11 protein-coding genes and 2 tRNA genes are annotated in these 16,946 nt (G+C 70.5%); 10 read left to right on the top strand and 3 right to left on the bottom strand.

Going from position 1 to position 16,946, the window contains the following annotated elements:
- Nucleotides 1–25 precede the first annotated feature (25 nt).
- A complete protein-coding gene (locus tag ACWIE7_RS03095) occupies nt 26–2,239 on the top strand; it encodes an ATP-dependent DNA helicase UvrD2 (protein ID WP_454068606.1) in 2,214 nt (737 codons plus the stop codon).
- A gap of 50 nt (nt 2,240–2,289) precedes the next feature.
- On the opposite strand, the gene ACWIE7_RS03100 is transcribed toward ACWIE7_RS03095, so the two are convergent.
- Both ACWIE7_RS03100 and ACWIE7_RS03105 read right to left on the bottom strand, forming a co-directional pair.
- Complete coding sequence (locus tag ACWIE7_RS03100; protein WP_452099252.1) at nt 2,290–3,606, bottom strand: ABC1 kinase family protein; 1,317 nt, start codon at nt 3,604–3,606, stop codon at nt 2,290–2,292.
- A gap of 7 nt (nt 3,607–3,613) precedes the next feature.
- Nucleotides 3,614–4,585 (bottom strand): hypothetical protein, encoded by a 972-nt coding sequence (locus tag ACWIE7_RS03105; RefSeq protein WP_454068561.1) that lies wholly within the window; start codon nt 4,583–4,585, stop codon nt 3,614–3,616.
- A 123-nt stretch (nt 4,586–4,708) separates the two neighbouring features.
- Here ACWIE7_RS03105 and ACWIE7_RS03110 point away from each other — a divergent pair, with 123 nt between their 5' ends.
- Nucleotides 4,709–5,344: a M48 metallopeptidase family protein gene (locus tag ACWIE7_RS03110; RefSeq protein ID WP_454068562.1), complete on the top strand. Its 636-nt coding sequence runs from the start codon at nt 4,709–4,711 to the stop codon at nt 5,342–5,344.
- A 138-nt stretch (nt 5,345–5,482) separates the two neighbouring features.
- Here ACWIE7_RS03110 and ACWIE7_RS03115 read toward each other — a convergent pair whose 3' ends face one another.
- The gene (locus ACWIE7_RS03115) at nt 5,483–6,895 is read right to left on the bottom strand and encodes a zinc-dependent metalloprotease (RefSeq protein ID WP_454068563.1); all 1,413 of its coding nucleotides are present in this window, start codon (nt 6,893–6,895) and stop codon (nt 5,483–5,485) included.
- A gap of 79 nt (nt 6,896–6,974) precedes the next feature.
- Between ACWIE7_RS03115 and ACWIE7_RS03120 the strand changes: the two genes are divergently transcribed.
- The 8 genes from ACWIE7_RS03120 (at nt 6,975) to ACWIE7_RS03155 (ending at nt 16,929) form a co-directional block, all read left to right on the top strand.
- Nucleotides 6,975–8,036 carry a YlbL family protein gene (locus ACWIE7_RS03120; RefSeq protein ID WP_454068564.1) on the top strand — a complete coding sequence of 354 codons (1,062 nt, stop codon included), beginning with the start codon at nt 6,975–6,977 and terminating at the stop codon, nt 8,034–8,036.
- Nucleotides 8,037–8,102: 66 nt separating this feature from the next.
- The gene (locus ACWIE7_RS03125) at nt 8,103–11,186 is read left to right on the top strand and encodes a UPF0182 family protein (RefSeq protein ID WP_454068565.1); all 3,084 of its coding nucleotides are present in this window, start codon (nt 8,103–8,105) and stop codon (nt 11,184–11,186) included.
- Nucleotides 11,187–11,385: 199 nt separating this feature from the next.
- A tRNA-Met gene (locus tag ACWIE7_RS03130) sits at nt 11,386–11,462 on the top strand.
- A 386-nt stretch (nt 11,463–11,848) separates the two neighbouring features.
- A tRNA-Met gene (locus ACWIE7_RS03135) sits at nt 11,849–11,925 on the top strand.
- A 224-nt stretch (nt 11,926–12,149) separates the two neighbouring features.
- On the top strand, nt 12,150–13,247 hold the full coding sequence (locus tag ACWIE7_RS03140; protein WP_454058250.1) for an NAD(P)-dependent alcohol dehydrogenase: 1,098 nt from the start codon (nt 12,150–12,152) through the stop codon (nt 13,245–13,247).
- A gap of 165 nt (nt 13,248–13,412) precedes the next feature.
- The gene (locus tag ACWIE7_RS03145) at nt 13,413–14,885 is read left to right on the top strand and encodes an aldehyde dehydrogenase (RefSeq protein WP_454068566.1); all 1,473 of its coding nucleotides are present in this window, start codon (nt 13,413–13,415) and stop codon (nt 14,883–14,885) included.
- A 12-nt stretch (nt 14,886–14,897) separates the two neighbouring features.
- Nucleotides 14,898–15,710 (top strand): enoyl-CoA hydratase/isomerase family protein, encoded by an 813-nt coding sequence (locus ACWIE7_RS03150; protein WP_452099260.1) that lies wholly within the window; start codon nt 14,898–14,900, stop codon nt 15,708–15,710.
- A gap of 46 nt (nt 15,711–15,756) precedes the next feature.
- Nucleotides 15,757–16,929: an FAD-dependent oxidoreductase gene (locus ACWIE7_RS03155; protein ID WP_454058248.1), complete on the top strand. Its 1,173-nt coding sequence runs from the start codon at nt 15,757–15,759 to the stop codon at nt 16,927–16,929.
- The last annotated feature ends 17 nt before the right edge of the window (nt 16,930–16,946 follow it).

A 16,946-nucleotide genomic window follows, 5' to 3' on the forward strand; every position in this document is an offset into this window, starting at 1 on the left:
ATGCCACGATGGGGGCGTGAGTGACATGCAGCGGGCAGGTGGGGGAGGCGGGGCCGACAGGGAGCTGGCCGGGCAGCGGGTAGGGCAGCAGCCCGGCCCGCACGGTGACGCCGGGCGGGCCGGGTCACGCCCGGGTGGCGCCGGATCCGTGCTCGAGGGCCTCGATCCCCAGCAGCGTCACGCGGTGCTCGCGCCGCGCGGACCGGTCTGCATCCTCGCCGGCGCCGGCACGGGTAAGACCCGGACCATCACCCGGCGTATCGCGCACCTGGTCAACACGGGTCACGTGCGGGGCGACCAGGTCCTGGCGGTGACGTTCACGGCTCGCGCGGCCGGGGAGCTCCGGATGAGGCTCGCCGGGCTCGGCATCGCGGACGCGGGAACCGGGCCCGTCCAGGCGCGGACCTTCCACTCGGCGGCATTGCGGAACCTGTCGTACTTCTGGCCCCAGGTGTACGGGGAGGAGCCGTGGCAGCTGCTGGACGGGCAGTTCCGGGCCGTGGCCCAGGCGGTGCGCAGGGTGGGCCTGGATCCGAGCACAGAGACCATCCGAGACGTGCTCACGGAGATCGGCTGGGCCAAGTCGAGCCTGCTCACCCCGGGCACCTACGCCGAGCAGGCGCTAGCGCTGGGGCGTGACCTGCCGGTCCCCGCTCCCGAGGTCGCGCGCGCGTTCCGGGCGTACGAGGATCTCAAGGTCTCGGGCCCGGTGCGGATGCTGGACTTCGACGATCTCCTCGGGCACATGGCGGATCTGGTGGAGGACGTCCCGGCGATCGCGGAGGAGTTCCGCGATCGCTACCGCTGCTTCGTCGTGGACGAGTTCCAGGACGTCACCCCTGCCCAGCAGCGCCTGCTGAGCGCATGGCTCGGCAAACGCGACGATCTCACGGTGGTGGGGGACGTCAACCAGACCATCTACTCGTTCGCCGGGGCCGAGCCGGACTTTCTGCTGGGCTTCGCCGACCGGTACCCGGGCGCCACCGTGGTCCGGCTGGAGTCGGACTACCGGTCGACTCCGCAGGTCGTGGACCTGGCGAACGTCGTGATCGGCGCCGGTGCCGGACGTTTCCGCACTGCCGGGCTGACGCTGACGGGTATGCGGCCACCGGGCCCCGAGCCGCAGCTGAACGAGTACGCCGACGAGGATTCGGAGGCGGAGGCCGTGGCTGGCGCGGTCGCGGACCTCGTCCACGGCGGCCTGGACCCGTCGGAGATCGCGGTGTTGTACCGGGTCAACGCCCAGTCCGAACGGATCGAGGCCGCGCTCGAGCAGGCCGGAATCGGTTACCGGCTCAAGGGCGGGGAGGGCTTTTTCGAGCGGCCTGTGATCCGACGGGCCATGTCGACGATCGACCGGATGGTCGACGGTTCCGACGAGGCGACCGTGCAGGCGGGCGCCCGGCTCACGGACCCCACCGAGGTGGTGGCGGCCATCAGGCAGGCACTGGAACCCCTCGGGTTGACCGCCGCCGAGCCGTCCGGTGCCCAGGCCCGCGAGACCTGGAACGCCCTGACCGCTCTGGTCGGGCTGGCCGAGGAGATCGCCACCGCCGAGTCCCGGCCCGGCGTGCTGCCGGTGGTCGCCGGGCTCCGCGAGCGGGCCGCCGCACGTCACGCCCCCGACGAGCGAGGGGTCACGCTGGCATCGTTCCACGCGGCCAAGGGCCTGGAGTGGGACGCGGTGTTCCTCATCGGGGTCCACGAGGGCAGTCTGCCCATCAGCCACGCGATCAACGCCGGGCCGGATGCCATCGAGGAGGAACGCCGGCTCCTGTACGTGGGAATCACGCGGGCCCGGGAGCACCTGTCGCTGTCGTGGAGCCGTAGCCGACGCGCGGGAGGCAGGGCGACCCGGCGACCGAGTCGCTTCCTCGACCCGGTCCGCCCGGCAGGGGTCCCGGCGGCGCCCAGACGCAGCTCGGACTCCTCGGACAAGGGCCGGTGCCGGACCTGTGGGGAGAAGCTCACCGGGCCCATGCATCGGGCGCTGGGTCTGTGCCCGGACTGCGCCGTGGAGGTGGACACCGGCTTGTTCGAGCGGTTGCGGGACTGGCGCAAGGACACCGCGGAGCGGATCGGCAAGCCCGCCTACACGGTCTTCACCAATGACACCCTGGTGCAGATCGCGCGCGACAGGCCGGCCGACACCCGGGCTCTCGGCCGGATCGGCGGGATCGGGGCCCACAAGCTGGGCGAGTACGGCGACGATGTGCTGCGACTGATCCGCGAGGGCTGACGCGGCGGCGATCGCTGTCACCACGGGCCGGGGCTGGTCAGAGACCCGCCTCAGTCCTCGTCGGCGAAGATCTCCGGCATCCAGCGCCGCACGATCTGCTGGTACGGGGCGGTCGCCTGCAGCTGGCACAGCATGCCCACTGATGCCGACAGGACCCGGTGGATCAGCACATACTCGCGCGGCAGGGTGAATGAGCGCGACGTGCGGAACTCCCGTCCCGAGACGTCGCCGTACACCGCGAGGATGCCCTGCATCCAGGCGCGATCGAAGTGGAACGTCGGCTCGCGCATCGGCTCGATGAACGGGCCGAGGAACGCCATCGCGTCCTCCGGTTCGAGCCCCCCGCGGCCCACGTAGCCGGCCCGGGTCATCAACGCGACCAGGTCGTCGCTCCGGTTCTGGAGAGCGAGCCGCATCATCGAGGTCAGGGCCGGAGGGAACCCCTCGGGCAGCGGGATGGACGCGCCGAAGTCCAGCACGACCATCCGGCCGTCGTCGTCGAGCAGGAAGTTCCCGGGGTGTGGGTCGCCGTGCATCAATCCGACCCGGGCCGGGGAGCTGAACTGGAACTCCGCGAGCAGTGCCGCGGCCCGGTCGCGCTGCTCCTGCGAACCCGCCACGGAGATCTTGCTCAGCGCACGGCCGTCAGCCCATTCGGTCACCAGGACCTTGGGGGAGGACGCCAGCACCGAGGGGACGCGGATCTGCGGGTCGTCGGCGAACACGGTGGCGAAGACGCGTTGCGTGTCGGCCTCGTGGCGGTAGTCGAGTTCGGAGACCGCGCTGTCGTACAGCTCGTCGATCACGCCCTTGACGTCGGTACCGGGATTGAGCGGCCGGAGCAGTGGGGCGAGGCGGCGCAGCTGCCGCAGGTCGGATCGCAGCGCCTCGTCGGCGCCCGGGTACTGGACCTTGACGGCCACCTCGCGGCCGTCGGACCAGACGGCGCGGTGCACCTGGCCGATCGACGCGGCAGCCGCGGCCTCGCCGTCGAACTCCGTGAAGCGGTCGCGCCACTTCAGGCCCAGCTGGGCGTCCAGGACCTTCTCGACCTCGTCCGCGGGAAGCGGCGGTGCCTCGGCCTGAAGTTTGGTGAGCGCCTCCCGGAACGGCTCGGCGTACCTGTCGGGCATGCCGGCCTCGAACACGCTCAGTGCCTGCCCCACCTTCATGGCGCCGCCCTTGAGCTCGCCCAGGACCGCGAAGACCTGCTCGGCGGCCTGATCGGCGAGTTCCTCGGTCAGGTCGCCCTCGCCGCGGCCCAGAGCGCGGCGGCCCAGGGAACTTGCGGCGCGGCCGGCGATGCCCAGCGGCAGCCCCGCGAGTCTTGCTGCACGTCGGGATGAGGTGCGGGGAAGTTCTGACACGACACAATCATGACAGAGGACGCGCCTGCGTCGTCGCCCCACAGTCGCAGCCCCGGTCAACCGGCCATTCCCGACGTTTCCACAGACCTTCCGCGGGATTGATCTCGACGGTGGCGCCGACCGTCTGGAGCGGCGCGTCGGGCTGGCGGGTCGCCGACACCTCGGCCAGCACCAGTGCGGCGGCCGCGGTGAGCGCCGGGACCCCGGCCTCGGAGGCGTGGTCGACGAGCTGGGCGGCGACGAACGGCCACCGCGGGTCTTGCCGCGCCCGGAACAGGTCGGTGCACCGCAGACAGGGGCTGGCCCCGGGTACCACCGTCGGGCCCACCACCACCCGTCCGTCGCGGCAGTACGCGTGCAGGTGCGTCTGCCCGGACCGGTTGAGTACAGCGGTCACGACCGGGTCCACGGCGACGGTGTCGGTGAGGATCACCAGGTCGGGGGCGGGGCCGCGGCGAAGCCACGGTGGCCGGTCGGCGTCGAGGGTCAGACCCGGGCTGGCGCCGGTGGTGACCCGGCAGCCGTTCACCGACAGCGGTCCGCGGAGGATCTCAGAGATCTGACCCGCTCCCTGGATATGCACTCGCCGTACCGGCGCGGGTCTGGGCCCCTCGCCGGACGGGATCGGGCCGTCTGGCGCTGCGGGGTTGTCGCGGGAGGCCCGCCGGCCGGCGCGGTGGAGCCGAACGTGGCCGAGGTCCGCCAGACGTAGGAGGATCCGGGCGACCTCGGCCGTCTCGTCGTCGTCGACCCCGACGCGGGCGGCCGCCGACTCGATGGTGCCGCCACCCTTCAACCCGGTGAGCACCGCGGCCAACCCGCGCGCCCCCAGGCGGGCAGGGGCGCGCACGACCACCGCGCGGTCGGGCGCCAGGCCGACCTGCACCGACCCGGGGTCGCGGACCACCACGACGGTCCCGGGCCGCAGGCGCGCCCGGACGGGGGTTGCCACTGTCGAGGGCGCAGGCGGAGAGCTCATGCGGCCATCGTGGCACGAGGCCGCCCGCGGAACGCCTCGGAGAGACCAGGTTATCCACAGGCGCGCGGTCCCTGTCCGGCCTGTGGATTCGTGCTGTCGGAGAGGTCGTCTACGGTGGTCGCCGTGCCGCCCACGCCCGCTGACCACACCGGACTGCCCACGAGCCCCGACGATCCGCGGATCGACGTGCGTCGGTCGAAGCGCCGCAAGCGCACGGTGTCGGCGCGGGTCGAGGGGGAGACGGTCGTGGTGCTCATGCCCGCAGGTCTGCCCAGGTCGGAGGAGCATCGTCTCATCGCGCAGATGCTGGTCAAGTTGGCCCGGTCGGGTCGCCGACGCGGGACGCGGTCCTCGGACGCCGAACTGATGGAGCGTGCGGGGGAGCTGTCGAAGAAGTGGCTGGACGGGCGGGCGGTGCCGGCGTCGGTGCGGTGGGTGCCGGCCATGAGCACGCGCTGGGCGTCGTGCTCGCCCGGTTCGCGGGAGATCCGGATCAGTGAGTCGCTGCGGGACGTGCCGTCGTACGTCCTCGACTACGTGGTGGTGCACGAGCTGGCGCACCTGGTGGTTCCGGGCGGGCATCCGCCGGAGTTCTGGCAGCTGGTGCGATGTTATCCCCGGACAGAGCGGGCGATGGGCTATCTCGAGGCGTACTCGCGGGTGCTGCGGTCCGGTGCGGCCGGCGGAGGATCAGCTGGCGAGGGGGACCAGGAGCCGGGCGAGGGCGTGGGAGATCTCGTCGACGACAGCGCGGAGTAGGCGCCGACGCCCCGCGCCGACGCCCCGCGCCGACGCCCCGCGCCGACGCCCCGGAACGCAGAGGAGAACCACGACGACGACACCACGACGACGGGCCGGCCGCCAACCGGCAGCCGGCCCGTCGCGGGGCGTCACCTCTCAGGCCTTGTCCTGCGGCCCTTCGGAGTCGGAGGCGTCGTCACCGGCGTCACCGCCGGATTCGCGCAGGAACCGCTCGATCTCGTCGACGCCGCTCGAATCGCCGGTGGACTCGTCGAGCAGCCGGTCGATCACGGCTGCCGGGTTCTCGAGGTCCTCGCCGACGGGCAGAAGATCGGGATGATGCCACAGGGCGTCACGACGTTCGGTGCCGACGGCCTCGCCGACACGACGCCACAGCTCAGAGGCCTCGCGGGCCTTCCGCGGCCGCAGCTCGAGCCCCACGAGGGTGGAGAAGGCCTGTTCGGCGGCACCGCCGGTGGCGCGGCGGCGCAGCCACATCTCGCGCAGCTTGTCGGCACTGGGCAGCCGGTCGCCCACCGCGGCGGTCACCACCGCGTCGACCCAGCCCTCGACGAGCGCCAGCAGCGTCTCGAGCCGGCCGAGCGCCGCCTCGTTGACGTTGGTCACCTTGGGGCCGATCGCGCCCTCACCACCGGAGAACAGCTCCTGCAGCTTGGCGGGGTCCTGGAGGATCGACGGGTCGAGTCCGGAGGCCAGATCGTCGAGCCCGGAGGTGTCCACGCGGATCCCGCGGGCGTACTCCTCGACGGTGGCCAGGAACCGGGCGCGTAGCCACGGAGCGCCGGCGAACAGTCGCAGGTGCGCGGCCTCACGGGCGGCGAGGAACACCACGACCTCCTGCCGGGGCAGCTCGAGCTCGTCGGCGAACGCGTCGATCGCGGTGGGGCAGAGCGCGGCCACTCCGTCGTCACCGAACGGCAGGCCCACCTCGGAGGAGAACAGCACGGCGGGCGCGAGCTTGCCGAGCCCTTGCCCGAGTTGCATGCCGAAGCCCATGCCGCCCATCTGGTCGAGCATCCCCAGCAGCGGACCGGCGATCTGCCGCGCCTCCTCGGGCATCGCGCCCTTGGTGGCGGAGTTCATCTGCTCGGCCACGGGGGTGCAGATCTTCTCCCAGGTGGGCAGCGACTGCTCGACCCACTGCTGCGGAGTCCACGCCTCGGTGCGGTGGACACCGGTGGGGAACACGGTGGTGTCGTCCAGCCACAGCTCGGCGAGCCGGACCGATTCCTCGGCGGCGGTGCGCGAGGCGTCGGTGACCACGGGCGTGCGGCCGAGCGCCTGAAGGGCGACGGTCCGTGCCAACTGGTAATTGACCGGGCCGGAGCTGCCGGGGCCGGACATGGCCGAGCCCATGGAGCCGAGCATCTGTCCGAACTGGGAGATCATCTTGCCGAGGTCGCCGAACTGCGAGGGGTCGAAGCCGCCGGGGCCACCGAAGCCGAAGCCACCGGGCCCACCCGGGCCGTCGGAGCCGCCCGGGTTCTTGTCCCGGTCGTCGCCTCGCCCGTCGTCGTCGGAGGCAGAGAAACCGAAGGGCTGGTTCATGCCACAACGGTACAGCGTGCAGGGGCGCGGGGTCCGGCCGCGACGCCACCGGACGGGGGAGCGGACTACCCTGTGCTGGGTGAGTCGCCGCTTGTTCACCCTGTTCGCCGCGTTGGTCCCGGCGGTGCTGTTGCTCGTCCTCGCGACGTCGGCCACGGTGCCCCTCGTCTCGATGGGACCCGGCCCGACGTACGACACACTCGGCCGGGCGCAGGTGGAGACGGAGGGCGGCGGCGTCGAGGAGGTCCCGGTCATCGAGGTGACCGGGCGTCAGACGGATGAGACCACCGGGTCGCTGCGGATGACCACGGTCGCGGTGCGGGACCGCCTGACCCTGATGGACGCGATGCGCTTCTGGTTGGATCCGGCGCAGGTCGTGGTCCCGCGGGATCAGGTGTTCCCGCCGGACCGCTCGCGCGACGAGGTACGTGAGTCCAACGTCGCGGAGATGGTGGGGTCGGAGAACAGCGCGGAGGCCGCGGCCTACCGCTACCTGGGGATCCCCATGCAGCCGCGGGTCGAGGGGGTGGACCCGGACGGTCCGGCGGGGGGCCGCCTGGAGCCGGGCGACATCCTCACCTCGGTCGACGGCGCGCGGGTGTCCGATGCCGCCGAGGTGGTGGAGGAGGTGTCCGCGCACCGCCCGGGTGACGAGGTGGGTATCGGCTTCCTCCGTGCTGACGAGGAGATGATGACGACGACGACACTGGCCCCGGCCGGTCCGGATGGTGATCCCGAGCAGGGCCGTCTGGGCATCCTCGTCGGGGACACCCCTGCCGACGGCACGGATGTGCAGATCTCGGTGGCGCCGGACGTCGGCGGCCCCTCCGCCGGACTGATCCTGGCGATCGCGATCGTCGACCGGCTCTCGCCGGGTGAGGCGACCGGGGGTGCGGACGTCGCCGGTTCCGGCACGATCCGACCGGACGGCACCGTCGGCTCGATCGGCGGGATCCGCCACAAGATCCGGGCCGCCAGCGAGGAAGGGGCCACGGAGTTCCTGGTTCCGGCGGCCAACTGTGGGGAGGCTGTGCAGAGTCCCCCGGACGGCATAAGGCTCATCGAGGTCTCCACGCTCTCCGGCGCGCTGGAGGCGCTGGAGACCGCGGCTTCCGGGGGTGAGCCACCGACCTGCGGCTGAGGCGTGGCATTTCCGTAAGGTGGGACCAACGAGCATGTCCGCCCCAGCAGTCCAGGAGCAACACCTGTGTCCGTCCGCCCACCCGGCAATTCGCCCGGCCGGCCTCTCGCGATCTCGCGTCGCGGCCGTGCCGTCGCCATCGCCGTCGTCGTCCTCATCATCCTCATCCAGGTCCTACCCAGGCTGAACTCCACCTACACGGACTGGCTGTGGTTCGGAAGCGTCGACGCCACCAGCGTGTTCCGTACCGAACTGCTCACGCGGCTCGGCCTCTTCGTGGTGGTGGGCCTGTTCATCGGTATCGCGGTGGCGACCGGCATCGTGCTGGCCTTCCGCTTCCGGCCGGTGTTCCTCGCGCAGGCGGGCCTCCCGGACCCGCTGACCCGCTACCGGGCCGCGATGGGCGGTTCGCCGGCCAAGACCGTGATCTGGATCCCGATCGTGCTCGGTGTCCTGGCCGGTGCGGTCGCACAGACCGGCTGGCAGACCGTGTTGGCGTTCTTCAACTCCACGCCGTTCGGTCAGACGGACCCGCAGTTCGGGCTCGATATCTCCTTCTACGCGTTCCAGTTGCCGATGTGGCGCTCGATCGTCACCTGGGTGATGGTCGCGGTGGTGCTGGCATTCCTGGCCAACCTGCTCACGCACTACATCGTCGGCGGGCTGCGGCCCGGCGCGCGTGAGGGTGCGCTGACGCGCGCGGCCCGGATCCAGCTGGTGACGCTGGCCGGCATCTTCGTCCTGACGAAGGCGGCGGCGTACTGGCTCGACCGGTACGAGCTGCTGTTCCGCGAGAACGCCACCTTCACCGGCGCCGGCTACACCGACGTCAATGCCGTCATGCCGGCCAAGATCTTCATGTTCGCCGTGGCGCTGGTCTGTGCGGTGGCGTTCTTCTCGGCGATCGTCATCAAGGATCTGCGGATCCCGGCGCTGGCGACGGTGCTGCTGCTGTTCTCCGCGCTCGTGGTCGGCTCCGCGTGGCCGCTGGCGGTCGAGCAGTTCTCGGTCAAGCCCAACCGTGCCGAGAAGGAGCGCGAGTACATCGCCCGGAACATCGAGGCCACCAGGGCGGCGTATGACATCGGCGACGACCGGGTCACCTACATCGAGAACTGGGGCGCGGCCAACCCCAACCCGCGCGAGGCGGCCTCGGACATCACCACGCTGTCGAACGTGCGCGTGCTCGATCCGAACGTGCTGTCCCCGACGTTCACCCAGCAGCAGCAGCTACGCAACTTCTACGGTTTTCCCGACACGCTGAGCATCGACCGGTACACGATCGACGGCGAGATGCAGGACTTCCTCGTGGCGGCCCGCGAGCTCAACCCGTCCTCACTGCAGGCCAACCAGCGGGACTGGATCAACCGGCACACCGTCTACACACACGGCAACGGCTTCGTGGCGGCGCCGGCCAACCGGGTCAACGAGATCGCGGACGACGCGGGCTCGGACCGGGGTGGCCTGCCCAACTACCAGGTCTCGGACCTCGACGCGATCAACAACGACCAAGAGATGATGATCCCGGTCACGCAGCCGCGCATCTACTTCGGTGAGCTCATCGCCCAGTCGGATCCGGACTACGCGATCGTGGGGAACAACGGCGACGGCCCGCGCGAGTACGACACGGACACCGAGCAGTACACCTACACCGGTGAGGGCGGCGTGCCGCTGGGTGGCTGGATCAACCGCACTGCCTATGCGCTCAAGTTCGCCGAGCGCAACATCCTGTTGTCCGGTCTGATCGGCGCCGACTCGAAGATCATCTACGACCGCGATCCGCGGGACCGCGTGCAGAAGGTGGCCCCGTGGCTCACCACGGACACCAACACCTACCCGGCCGTGATCGACGGGCGCATCAAGTGGATCGTCGACGGTTTCACCACCCTCAAGACCTACCCGTACGCGGAGCTGAGTTCTCTCGAGGCCATGACCTCGGATTCGCTCAGCGACGGCGGTGGCCGGGCGTTGCCGGACGAAAAGGTCTCGTACATCCGCAACTCGGTCAAGGCGACGGTCGACGCCTATGACGGCACGGTGGATCTGTACGCGTTCGACGAGTCCGACCCGGTGCTGCAGACATGGATGAAGGCCTTGCCTGGCATCGTCCAGCCCGAGTCCGAGATCTCCGAGGAACTGCGGGAGCATTTCCGGTACCCGGAGGATCTGTTCAAGGTGCAGCGTGAACTGCTGGCCAAGTACCAGGTCGACGACCCGGGCCAGTTCTTCACCAACGACGCGTTCTGGTCGGTGCCGTCCGATCCCACGGTCACCTCGTCGATCCAGAACCCGCAGACGCCGCCCGCGAGCGGTCCCATCGGCGGGCCCGCCGGCGGCAACACCGGTGGTGCGGGAGGCGGCACGCAGACCGCCGAGCGCGAAGGGCCGAGCCAGCCGCCGTACTACGTCGTGGCCTCGGACCCGTCCGAACCGGATTCGGACACGCCCTCGTTCCAGCTCATCTCCGCTTTCCGCGGGTACGAGCGCGAGTTCCTGGCCGCGCACATGTCGGCCAGTTCGGACCCGGAGACGTACGGCGACATCACGGTCCGTGTGCAGCGGCCCACCGAGCCGCTCGCCCAGGGCCCCAACCAGGCGCAGGACATCATGATCGCCTCGCCGGCCATCGCCCAGGACCGGCGTCTGTGGGGCGAGACCGCGGAGATCACGGAGGGCAATCTCCTGGCGCTGCCGCTGGCCGGGGACTCGGTCCTGTACGTGGAGCCGATCTACACGCAGCGTAAGGACCAGGACTCGGCGTTCCCGCGTCTGCTGCGCGTGATGGTCACCTATGACCGCGCGGTCGGCTACGCGCCCACCCTGTACGAGGCGCTCAAGCAGGTGGGGATCGAGACCGACCCGAACGCCGTCCGTATCGACGAGAGCGGCGCGGCCGAGGCGGAGGCCGAGGAGAACACGTCCCGACCCGGCAGCGGCAATGAGAGCTCAGCGCCCCGTCCGTCCACTCCGCCGACGACCGGTGGGGGCGAGGGCAGCAGCGCTGACCGCGGCGCCGCGGTGCGCGAACTCAACTCCGCGTTGGCGGCCGTCCGGTCGGCGCAGAGCAGTGGCGACCTCGGCGATCTGGGTCAGGCGCTCGACGACCTGCAGGCCGCGGTCGACGCCTATCAGGCACTCGGCAACGGGTAGCTGACGCGGCACTCGGGCCCGCCCGGGTCGGTCCACCTCACGGAGGCCGACCCGGGCGTCGTCGTTGGCGGGCCCGATTCCAGCGCGTTGACCTGCGGCGATTCAGGTTCTGGTGTGCGTTCGGTCACGTTCTCGTCGATTCGCGTTCACCGATTTGCTTTGTTCGCCAAGTGGCACGTAGTGTCATACACGCAATCGACGCGGGGTGGAGCAGCTCGGTAGCTCGCTGGGCTCATAACCCAGAGGTCGCAGGTTCAAATCCTGTCCCCGCTACCACTGAACGAAGCCGGTGCGAGAATTCCTCGCGCCGGCTTTCGTCGTCGTTGGCCCGTGATTCGCCATTCCTTTCCTTAGAGGGCGCTGGTCAACGGCCGCCCGTGGACAGTTGACTCTTCCGATTGTGATTCGCCCGTCGGACCCGGCAAGTGACTCCCGATCCGACAGGTGAGCCGCAGTCCAGCAGGTGAAGCGCTATCCGACAGGTGGGGCGATAGAGCTCCTCAGGCGGGTGGGCGGGCGTTGCGACTGCTGAGGCTCCGGGCGATTAGTGATGCGTCGAGGGCTTTGGTAGCCTCAGAACTCCAACAGCAACCGGGAAAGTGGCTGATAGCAACCAGGTTGGAAGCTGTTGGAATGTCTGCCAGGTGATGGCGGACAGGCGACGCGGGGTGGAGCAGCTCGGTAGCTCGCTGGGCTCATAACCCAGAGGTCGCAGGTTCAAATCCTGTCCCCGCTACCACGCACTCAGGCCCGGTTCCCGACAGGGAGCCGGGCCTGAGATCATTTGTGCCCCGCGTGCTTCGGCCACCATGTCGCCGGACCTCCCACGCCTTCCCGCCTGCGCGGTGCGCTGCCGCCCTGCGAGGGAAAGCCTTGTGGCCGGGTGGAGTGCCCCATAACGTGGACAGACGTCTAGACAGAAGTCCGTCGACACTGTCGCGTCCATACTCGGAGGCCCCGTTCATGAAGACCCGTGCAGCAGTCGTCGAAGGCCCGGGGCAGCCCTTCCAGCTGTCCGAGCTCCAGATCGACGAGCCCCGCTCCGACGAGATTCTGGTTCGCGTCAAGGCCGTGGGTCTGTGTCACACCGACATCACGATGAAGATGATGCTTCCCGAGGAGATGTTCCCCCGGGTCTTCGGCCACGAGGGCGCCGGAGTCGTCGAGGCCGTCGGCGCGGATGTCCAGGGCGTGAAGGTGGGCGATCACGTGGTGATGAGCTTCCGCTCGTGCCGCGAGTGCGATCGCTGTCAGGCCGGGGAGGTCGGCTACTGCAGGCAGGCCATGGCGCTGAACTACCTGGGCTACCGGGGGGACGGGTCGACCACGTTCCACCGCGACGGCGCGGCCGTGGCCGGTTCGTTCTTCGGCCAGTCCAGCTTCTCCGAGCTGACGATCGCCTCCCCGGACAACGTCGTGGTGGTCGACCCCGACATGGACCTGTCGATAGCCGCCCCGTTCGGCTGTGGTTTCCAGACGGGCGCCGGCGCGGTGCTCAACACCATCGACCCCGATCCGGCCTCGAGTCTCGTGATCTACGGCGCCGGGGCGGTCGGGCTGTCGGCGGTCGCCGCGGCCCGAGCTCGGCGAGTGCAGACGATCATCGCCGTGGACACCAAGGATTCCCGGCTGGAGGCCGCCGCAGGTCTCGGTGCTGTCGGCGTCAATCCGTCCGAGTTGCCCGACGGGTCGTTTGTCGAGCGTATCCGCGAGCTCACCGGTGGCGGGGCGACCGCTGGGGTCGACACCACCGCGGTGCCGCAGGTCATCAAGCAGGCCGTCCGGGCGCTCGCACCGCGCGGGACCTTCGTCGTGGTGGGCCTGGGGGCTCCGGAGATCGAGCTCGACGCGGTGGACCTCATGCAGAACGGCAAGATCGTACGGGGCTGCATCGAGGGCGACTCGGATCCCAGGACCATGATCCCGGAGCTGCTGGGGATGTACCGTGCCGGCGACCTCCCGCTGGGCTCGCTCGTCACCACCTATCGCTTCGACCAGATCAACGAGGCGGTCGAGGACGTCGCGGCGGGCAAGGTCGTCAAACCCGTACTCGTCTTCTGACGCGCACACTCGCTGCGCCCCTCGCTGCGGCCCGCTCGACGCGGCCCGGCTCGGTGCGGCCGCCGGAAACCGCGCCGCGCACGGCGGCCACCTCCTATGGTGGACAGGTGTCTGTCCGCATGTCCGATGCGATGGACGAACGTCCGGTGACGGCAGGAGAAGCCCATGACCACCTCACTCGACCGCGACGCCCTGCTGATTGGCACGCAGTGGCGCCGGCCGGAGACCGACGCGATGATCGAGGTGATCAGCCCTCATTCTGAGGACGTGGTCGCCCGGGTGCCCGACGGCTCTGTCGCGGACATCGATGCCGCGGTGACCGCCGCACGCGAGGCCTTCGACCACGGGCCGTGGCCACGGATGACCCCGGACGAGCGGATCGAGGTGGTGGCGCGACTGTCCGCGTTGTACGCCGCGCGACTCGAGGAGATGGCGACCGTGATCTCCACGGAGATGGGCTCACCGATCTCCTTCAGCAACCTCGCCCAGGCGCCGGCCCCCTGGATGATGATCGAGGCATTCACGAAGATCGCGCGCGAGTTCCCCTGGGAGGAGACCCGCGCCGGGGCACTCGGCGGCGAGGTGATGGTGCGCCGTGAGGCGGTCGGCGTGGTCGCGGCGATCCCACCGTGGAACGTCCCCCAGTTCACGGTGCTGTCCAAGGTCATCCCGGCGTTGCTCGCCGGCTGCACGATCGTGGTCAAGCCCGCACCCGAGACACCGCTCGACAGCTATCTACTCGCCGACCTGCTCATCGAGGCCGGCGTGCCCGAGGGGGTGGTGAGCATCGTCGCCGGCGGCCGCGAGGTGGGCGAGCACCTGGTGCGACACCCCGGGGTCGACAAGGTCGCGTTCACCGGCTCGACCGAGGCGGGCCGGAAGATCGGCGCGATCTGCGGCGAGCAGCTCAAGAGGTGCTCACTCGAGTTGGGCGGCAAGTCCGCGGCGATCGTTCTCGACGACGCCGACCTGACGACCGTCGTCGAGGGCATGAAGTTCCTGGGCGTGATGAACTCCGGCCAGGCGTGCGTGGCCCAGACCAGGGTGCTGGTCAGCCGGGAGCGCCATGACGAGGTCGCCGAGGCATTGGCAGAGGGCATCGGCTCGATGGTCGTGGGCGACCCGCTGGACCCGGCCACCGAGATCGGCCCGATGGTCGCACGACGGCAGCAGGAGCGGGTCAACTCCTACATCGAGATCGGCCGGCAGGAGGGGGCACGGCTGCTCACCGGCGGAACCGGGCGGCCGGACGGATTGGAGAGCGGCTGGTACGTGCGGCCCACAGTGTTCGCGGGGGTCGACAACTCCATGCGTATCGCGCAGGAAGAGATCTTCGGTCCGGTCCTGTCGGTGATCGCCTACGACGACGTCGACGACGCCGTGCGCATCGCCAACGACTCCGACTACGGCCTCGCGGGCACGGTGTGGACCGGTGACCGCGACGCGGGTCTGGTCGTGGCCCGCCGCGTGCGGACCGGCACCTACGGCGTCAACACGTACACCATGGATTTCGCCGCACCGTTCGGCGGATTCAAGGCCTCAGGCGTGGGCCGCGAGTTCGGACCCGAGGGGCTCGCGCAGTACACCGAACTCAAGTCCGTCTACCTCGGAGAGCCCGTCCCGGGCGCCGACAGCTGAGGAGCTCTCCACGTGACCACGCACGCCGACATTCTCGAGGTGCACGACGCGGACCGTGTCCGCACGCTCACCATGAACCGCCCCGAGGCGCTCAACGCCTTCAACGGCGCCCTGTACACCGCCGTGGCCGCCGCACTCCGTGACGCCGCGGTCGATCCGACGGTCGCGGTCGTCCTGCTCACCGGCACAGGCCGGGCGTTCAGCGCCGGGACGGATCTGATGGAACTGGCCGAGCAGGTGGCCGTCCCGGGGGCCGACGCCGAGGCGAGCACCGAGGAACACGGCTTCAACCTCCTGGTGGACGCGCTGATCGCGTTCGACAAGCCCCTCGTCGCGGCGGTCAACGGTCTCGGCCTGGGCATCGGGGTGACCCTGCTCGGGTTCGTGGATCTGGCCTTCATGGCCGAGGGGGCCCGGCTCAAGTGCCCCTTCACCAGTCTCGGAGTGGCTCCTGAGGCTGCTTCGAGCTACCTGATCCCGCGGCTCGTCGGCCACCAGAACGCCGCCTGGGTGCTGCTGTCCTCGGAGTGGATCTCGGCCGAGGAGGCGCACGAGATGGGTCTGGTCTGGCGGCTGTGCGCGCCGGAGGAGTTGATGGCCGAGGCCACCTCGCACGCCACCCGCCTGGCCGCGCTGCCGGTCTCGAGCTTGCGCGCGGTCAAGAAGGCGATGACCGAGCCGATCGCCCGCCAGGTCACCGAGGCGCGGCAGCGGGAGAACCGGATGTTCGCGGAATTGCTCGGTGGACCCGCGAACTCGGAGGCGTTGGCGGCATTCGCCGAGGGTCGAAAGCCCGACTTCACCTCGTTGCCGGACGGCGCCTGACCGGCAGGAGAGTCCCCGGGCGGCCCGGGTGGGCCAGGATGGCGGGGTGACCACCTCGCACCCGCCCGCGCCCCGCCCGGTCGACGTGGTGGTGATCGGCGCAGGCCAGGCCGGACTCGCGGCCGCCTACCACCTGAAGCGGCGGGACTTCGTGCCGGTGGGCCGGGCGAGGCCGGGGGAGCGCACCTTCGTGGTGCTGGACGCCGAGGACGGCCCCGGCGGCGCCTGGCGGCACCGGTGGGAATCACTCACCATGGCCACCGTCAACGGAATCTTCGAACTGCCCGGGATGGCCGTCCCGGGCGTCGACCGAACCGTCCCGAGTCGCTGGGCACTGCCCGCCTACTTCGCCGACTACGAGAAGTACTTCGACCTGGACGTCCGGCGGCCGGTCCGGGTCAGATCGGTACGGCGGGGCGGTGACGGGCCCGATGGCGGGGCGGGGGAGCACCTCGTCGTCGTCGCGGAACACGGCTCGGACATCCACGCCGGCACGGACCGCCCCGGCGGCTCCGGCTCCGGCTCCGGCGCCGAGCGTTGGGCGGCGGGGCACGTCATCAACGCCACCGGCACCTGGTCCCGGCCGTTCTGGCCCCGCTACCCGGGCCAGGAGACGTTCCGCGGCCGCCAACTCCACGTCCACGACTACGTCGCCGCTGAGGAGTTCGCCGGCCAGCGGGTGGTGATCGTGGGCGCTGGTATCTCGGCCACGCAGCTGCTGGAGGAGATCTCGCTGGTCGCCGACACGTTCTGGGTGACCCGCCGCCCCATCGAGTGGGAGACCGGGCCCGCGCCCGCGAACTTCTCGGCCGCGATCGACCGTGTCGCCGACCGGACCCGCCGGGGGCTGCCGCCGGAGAGCGTGATCAGCGTGACCGGCCAGTTCCGCGGCCCCTGGATCGAACGGGCCGAGGCGCGCGGTGTCCTGGTGCGCCACCCCATGTTCACCCGCATCGAGCCCGACGGCGTCCGGATGCCGGACGGGCGGCTCGAGGAGGCGGACGTCATCCTCTGGGCGACCGGGTTCCGGCCGGCGGTGGCGCACCTCGCGCCCCTCGGCCTGCGGACCCCCGAGGGCGGGATCCGCGTGGACTCCGGGCGGGCGCTCGACGAGCCCAGACTCTTCCTGATCGGCTACGGCCCGTCCCAGTCGACCGTGGGCGCCAACCGGGCGGGCCGTGACGCCGTACGCGCGATCGTCGCCGACACCCGCCCCTGACGTAGCAGATCCACTAC

The organism is Dietzia sp. NPDC055343 (assembly GCF_053645265.1).

Coding starts and splice junctions, on each gene's coding strand:
- ACWIE7_RS03095 (WP_454068606.1), top strand. CDS start 26: ATGCAGCGGGCAGGTGGGGGAGGCGGGGCCGACAGGGAGCTGGCCGGG.
- ACWIE7_RS03105 (WP_454068561.1), bottom strand. CDS start 4,585: ATGAGCTCTCCGCCTGCGCCCTCGACAGTGGCAACCCCCGTCCGGGCG.
- ACWIE7_RS03115 (WP_454068563.1), bottom strand. CDS start 6,895: ATGAACCAGCCCTTCGGTTTCTCTGCCTCCGACGACGACGGGCGAGGC.
- ACWIE7_RS03140 (WP_454058250.1), top strand. CDS start 12,150: ATGAAGACCCGTGCAGCAGTCGTCGAAGGCCCGGGGCAGCCCTTCCAG.
- ACWIE7_RS03145 (WP_454068566.1), top strand. CDS start 13,413: ATGACCACCTCACTCGACCGCGACGCCCTGCTGATTGGCACGCAGTGG.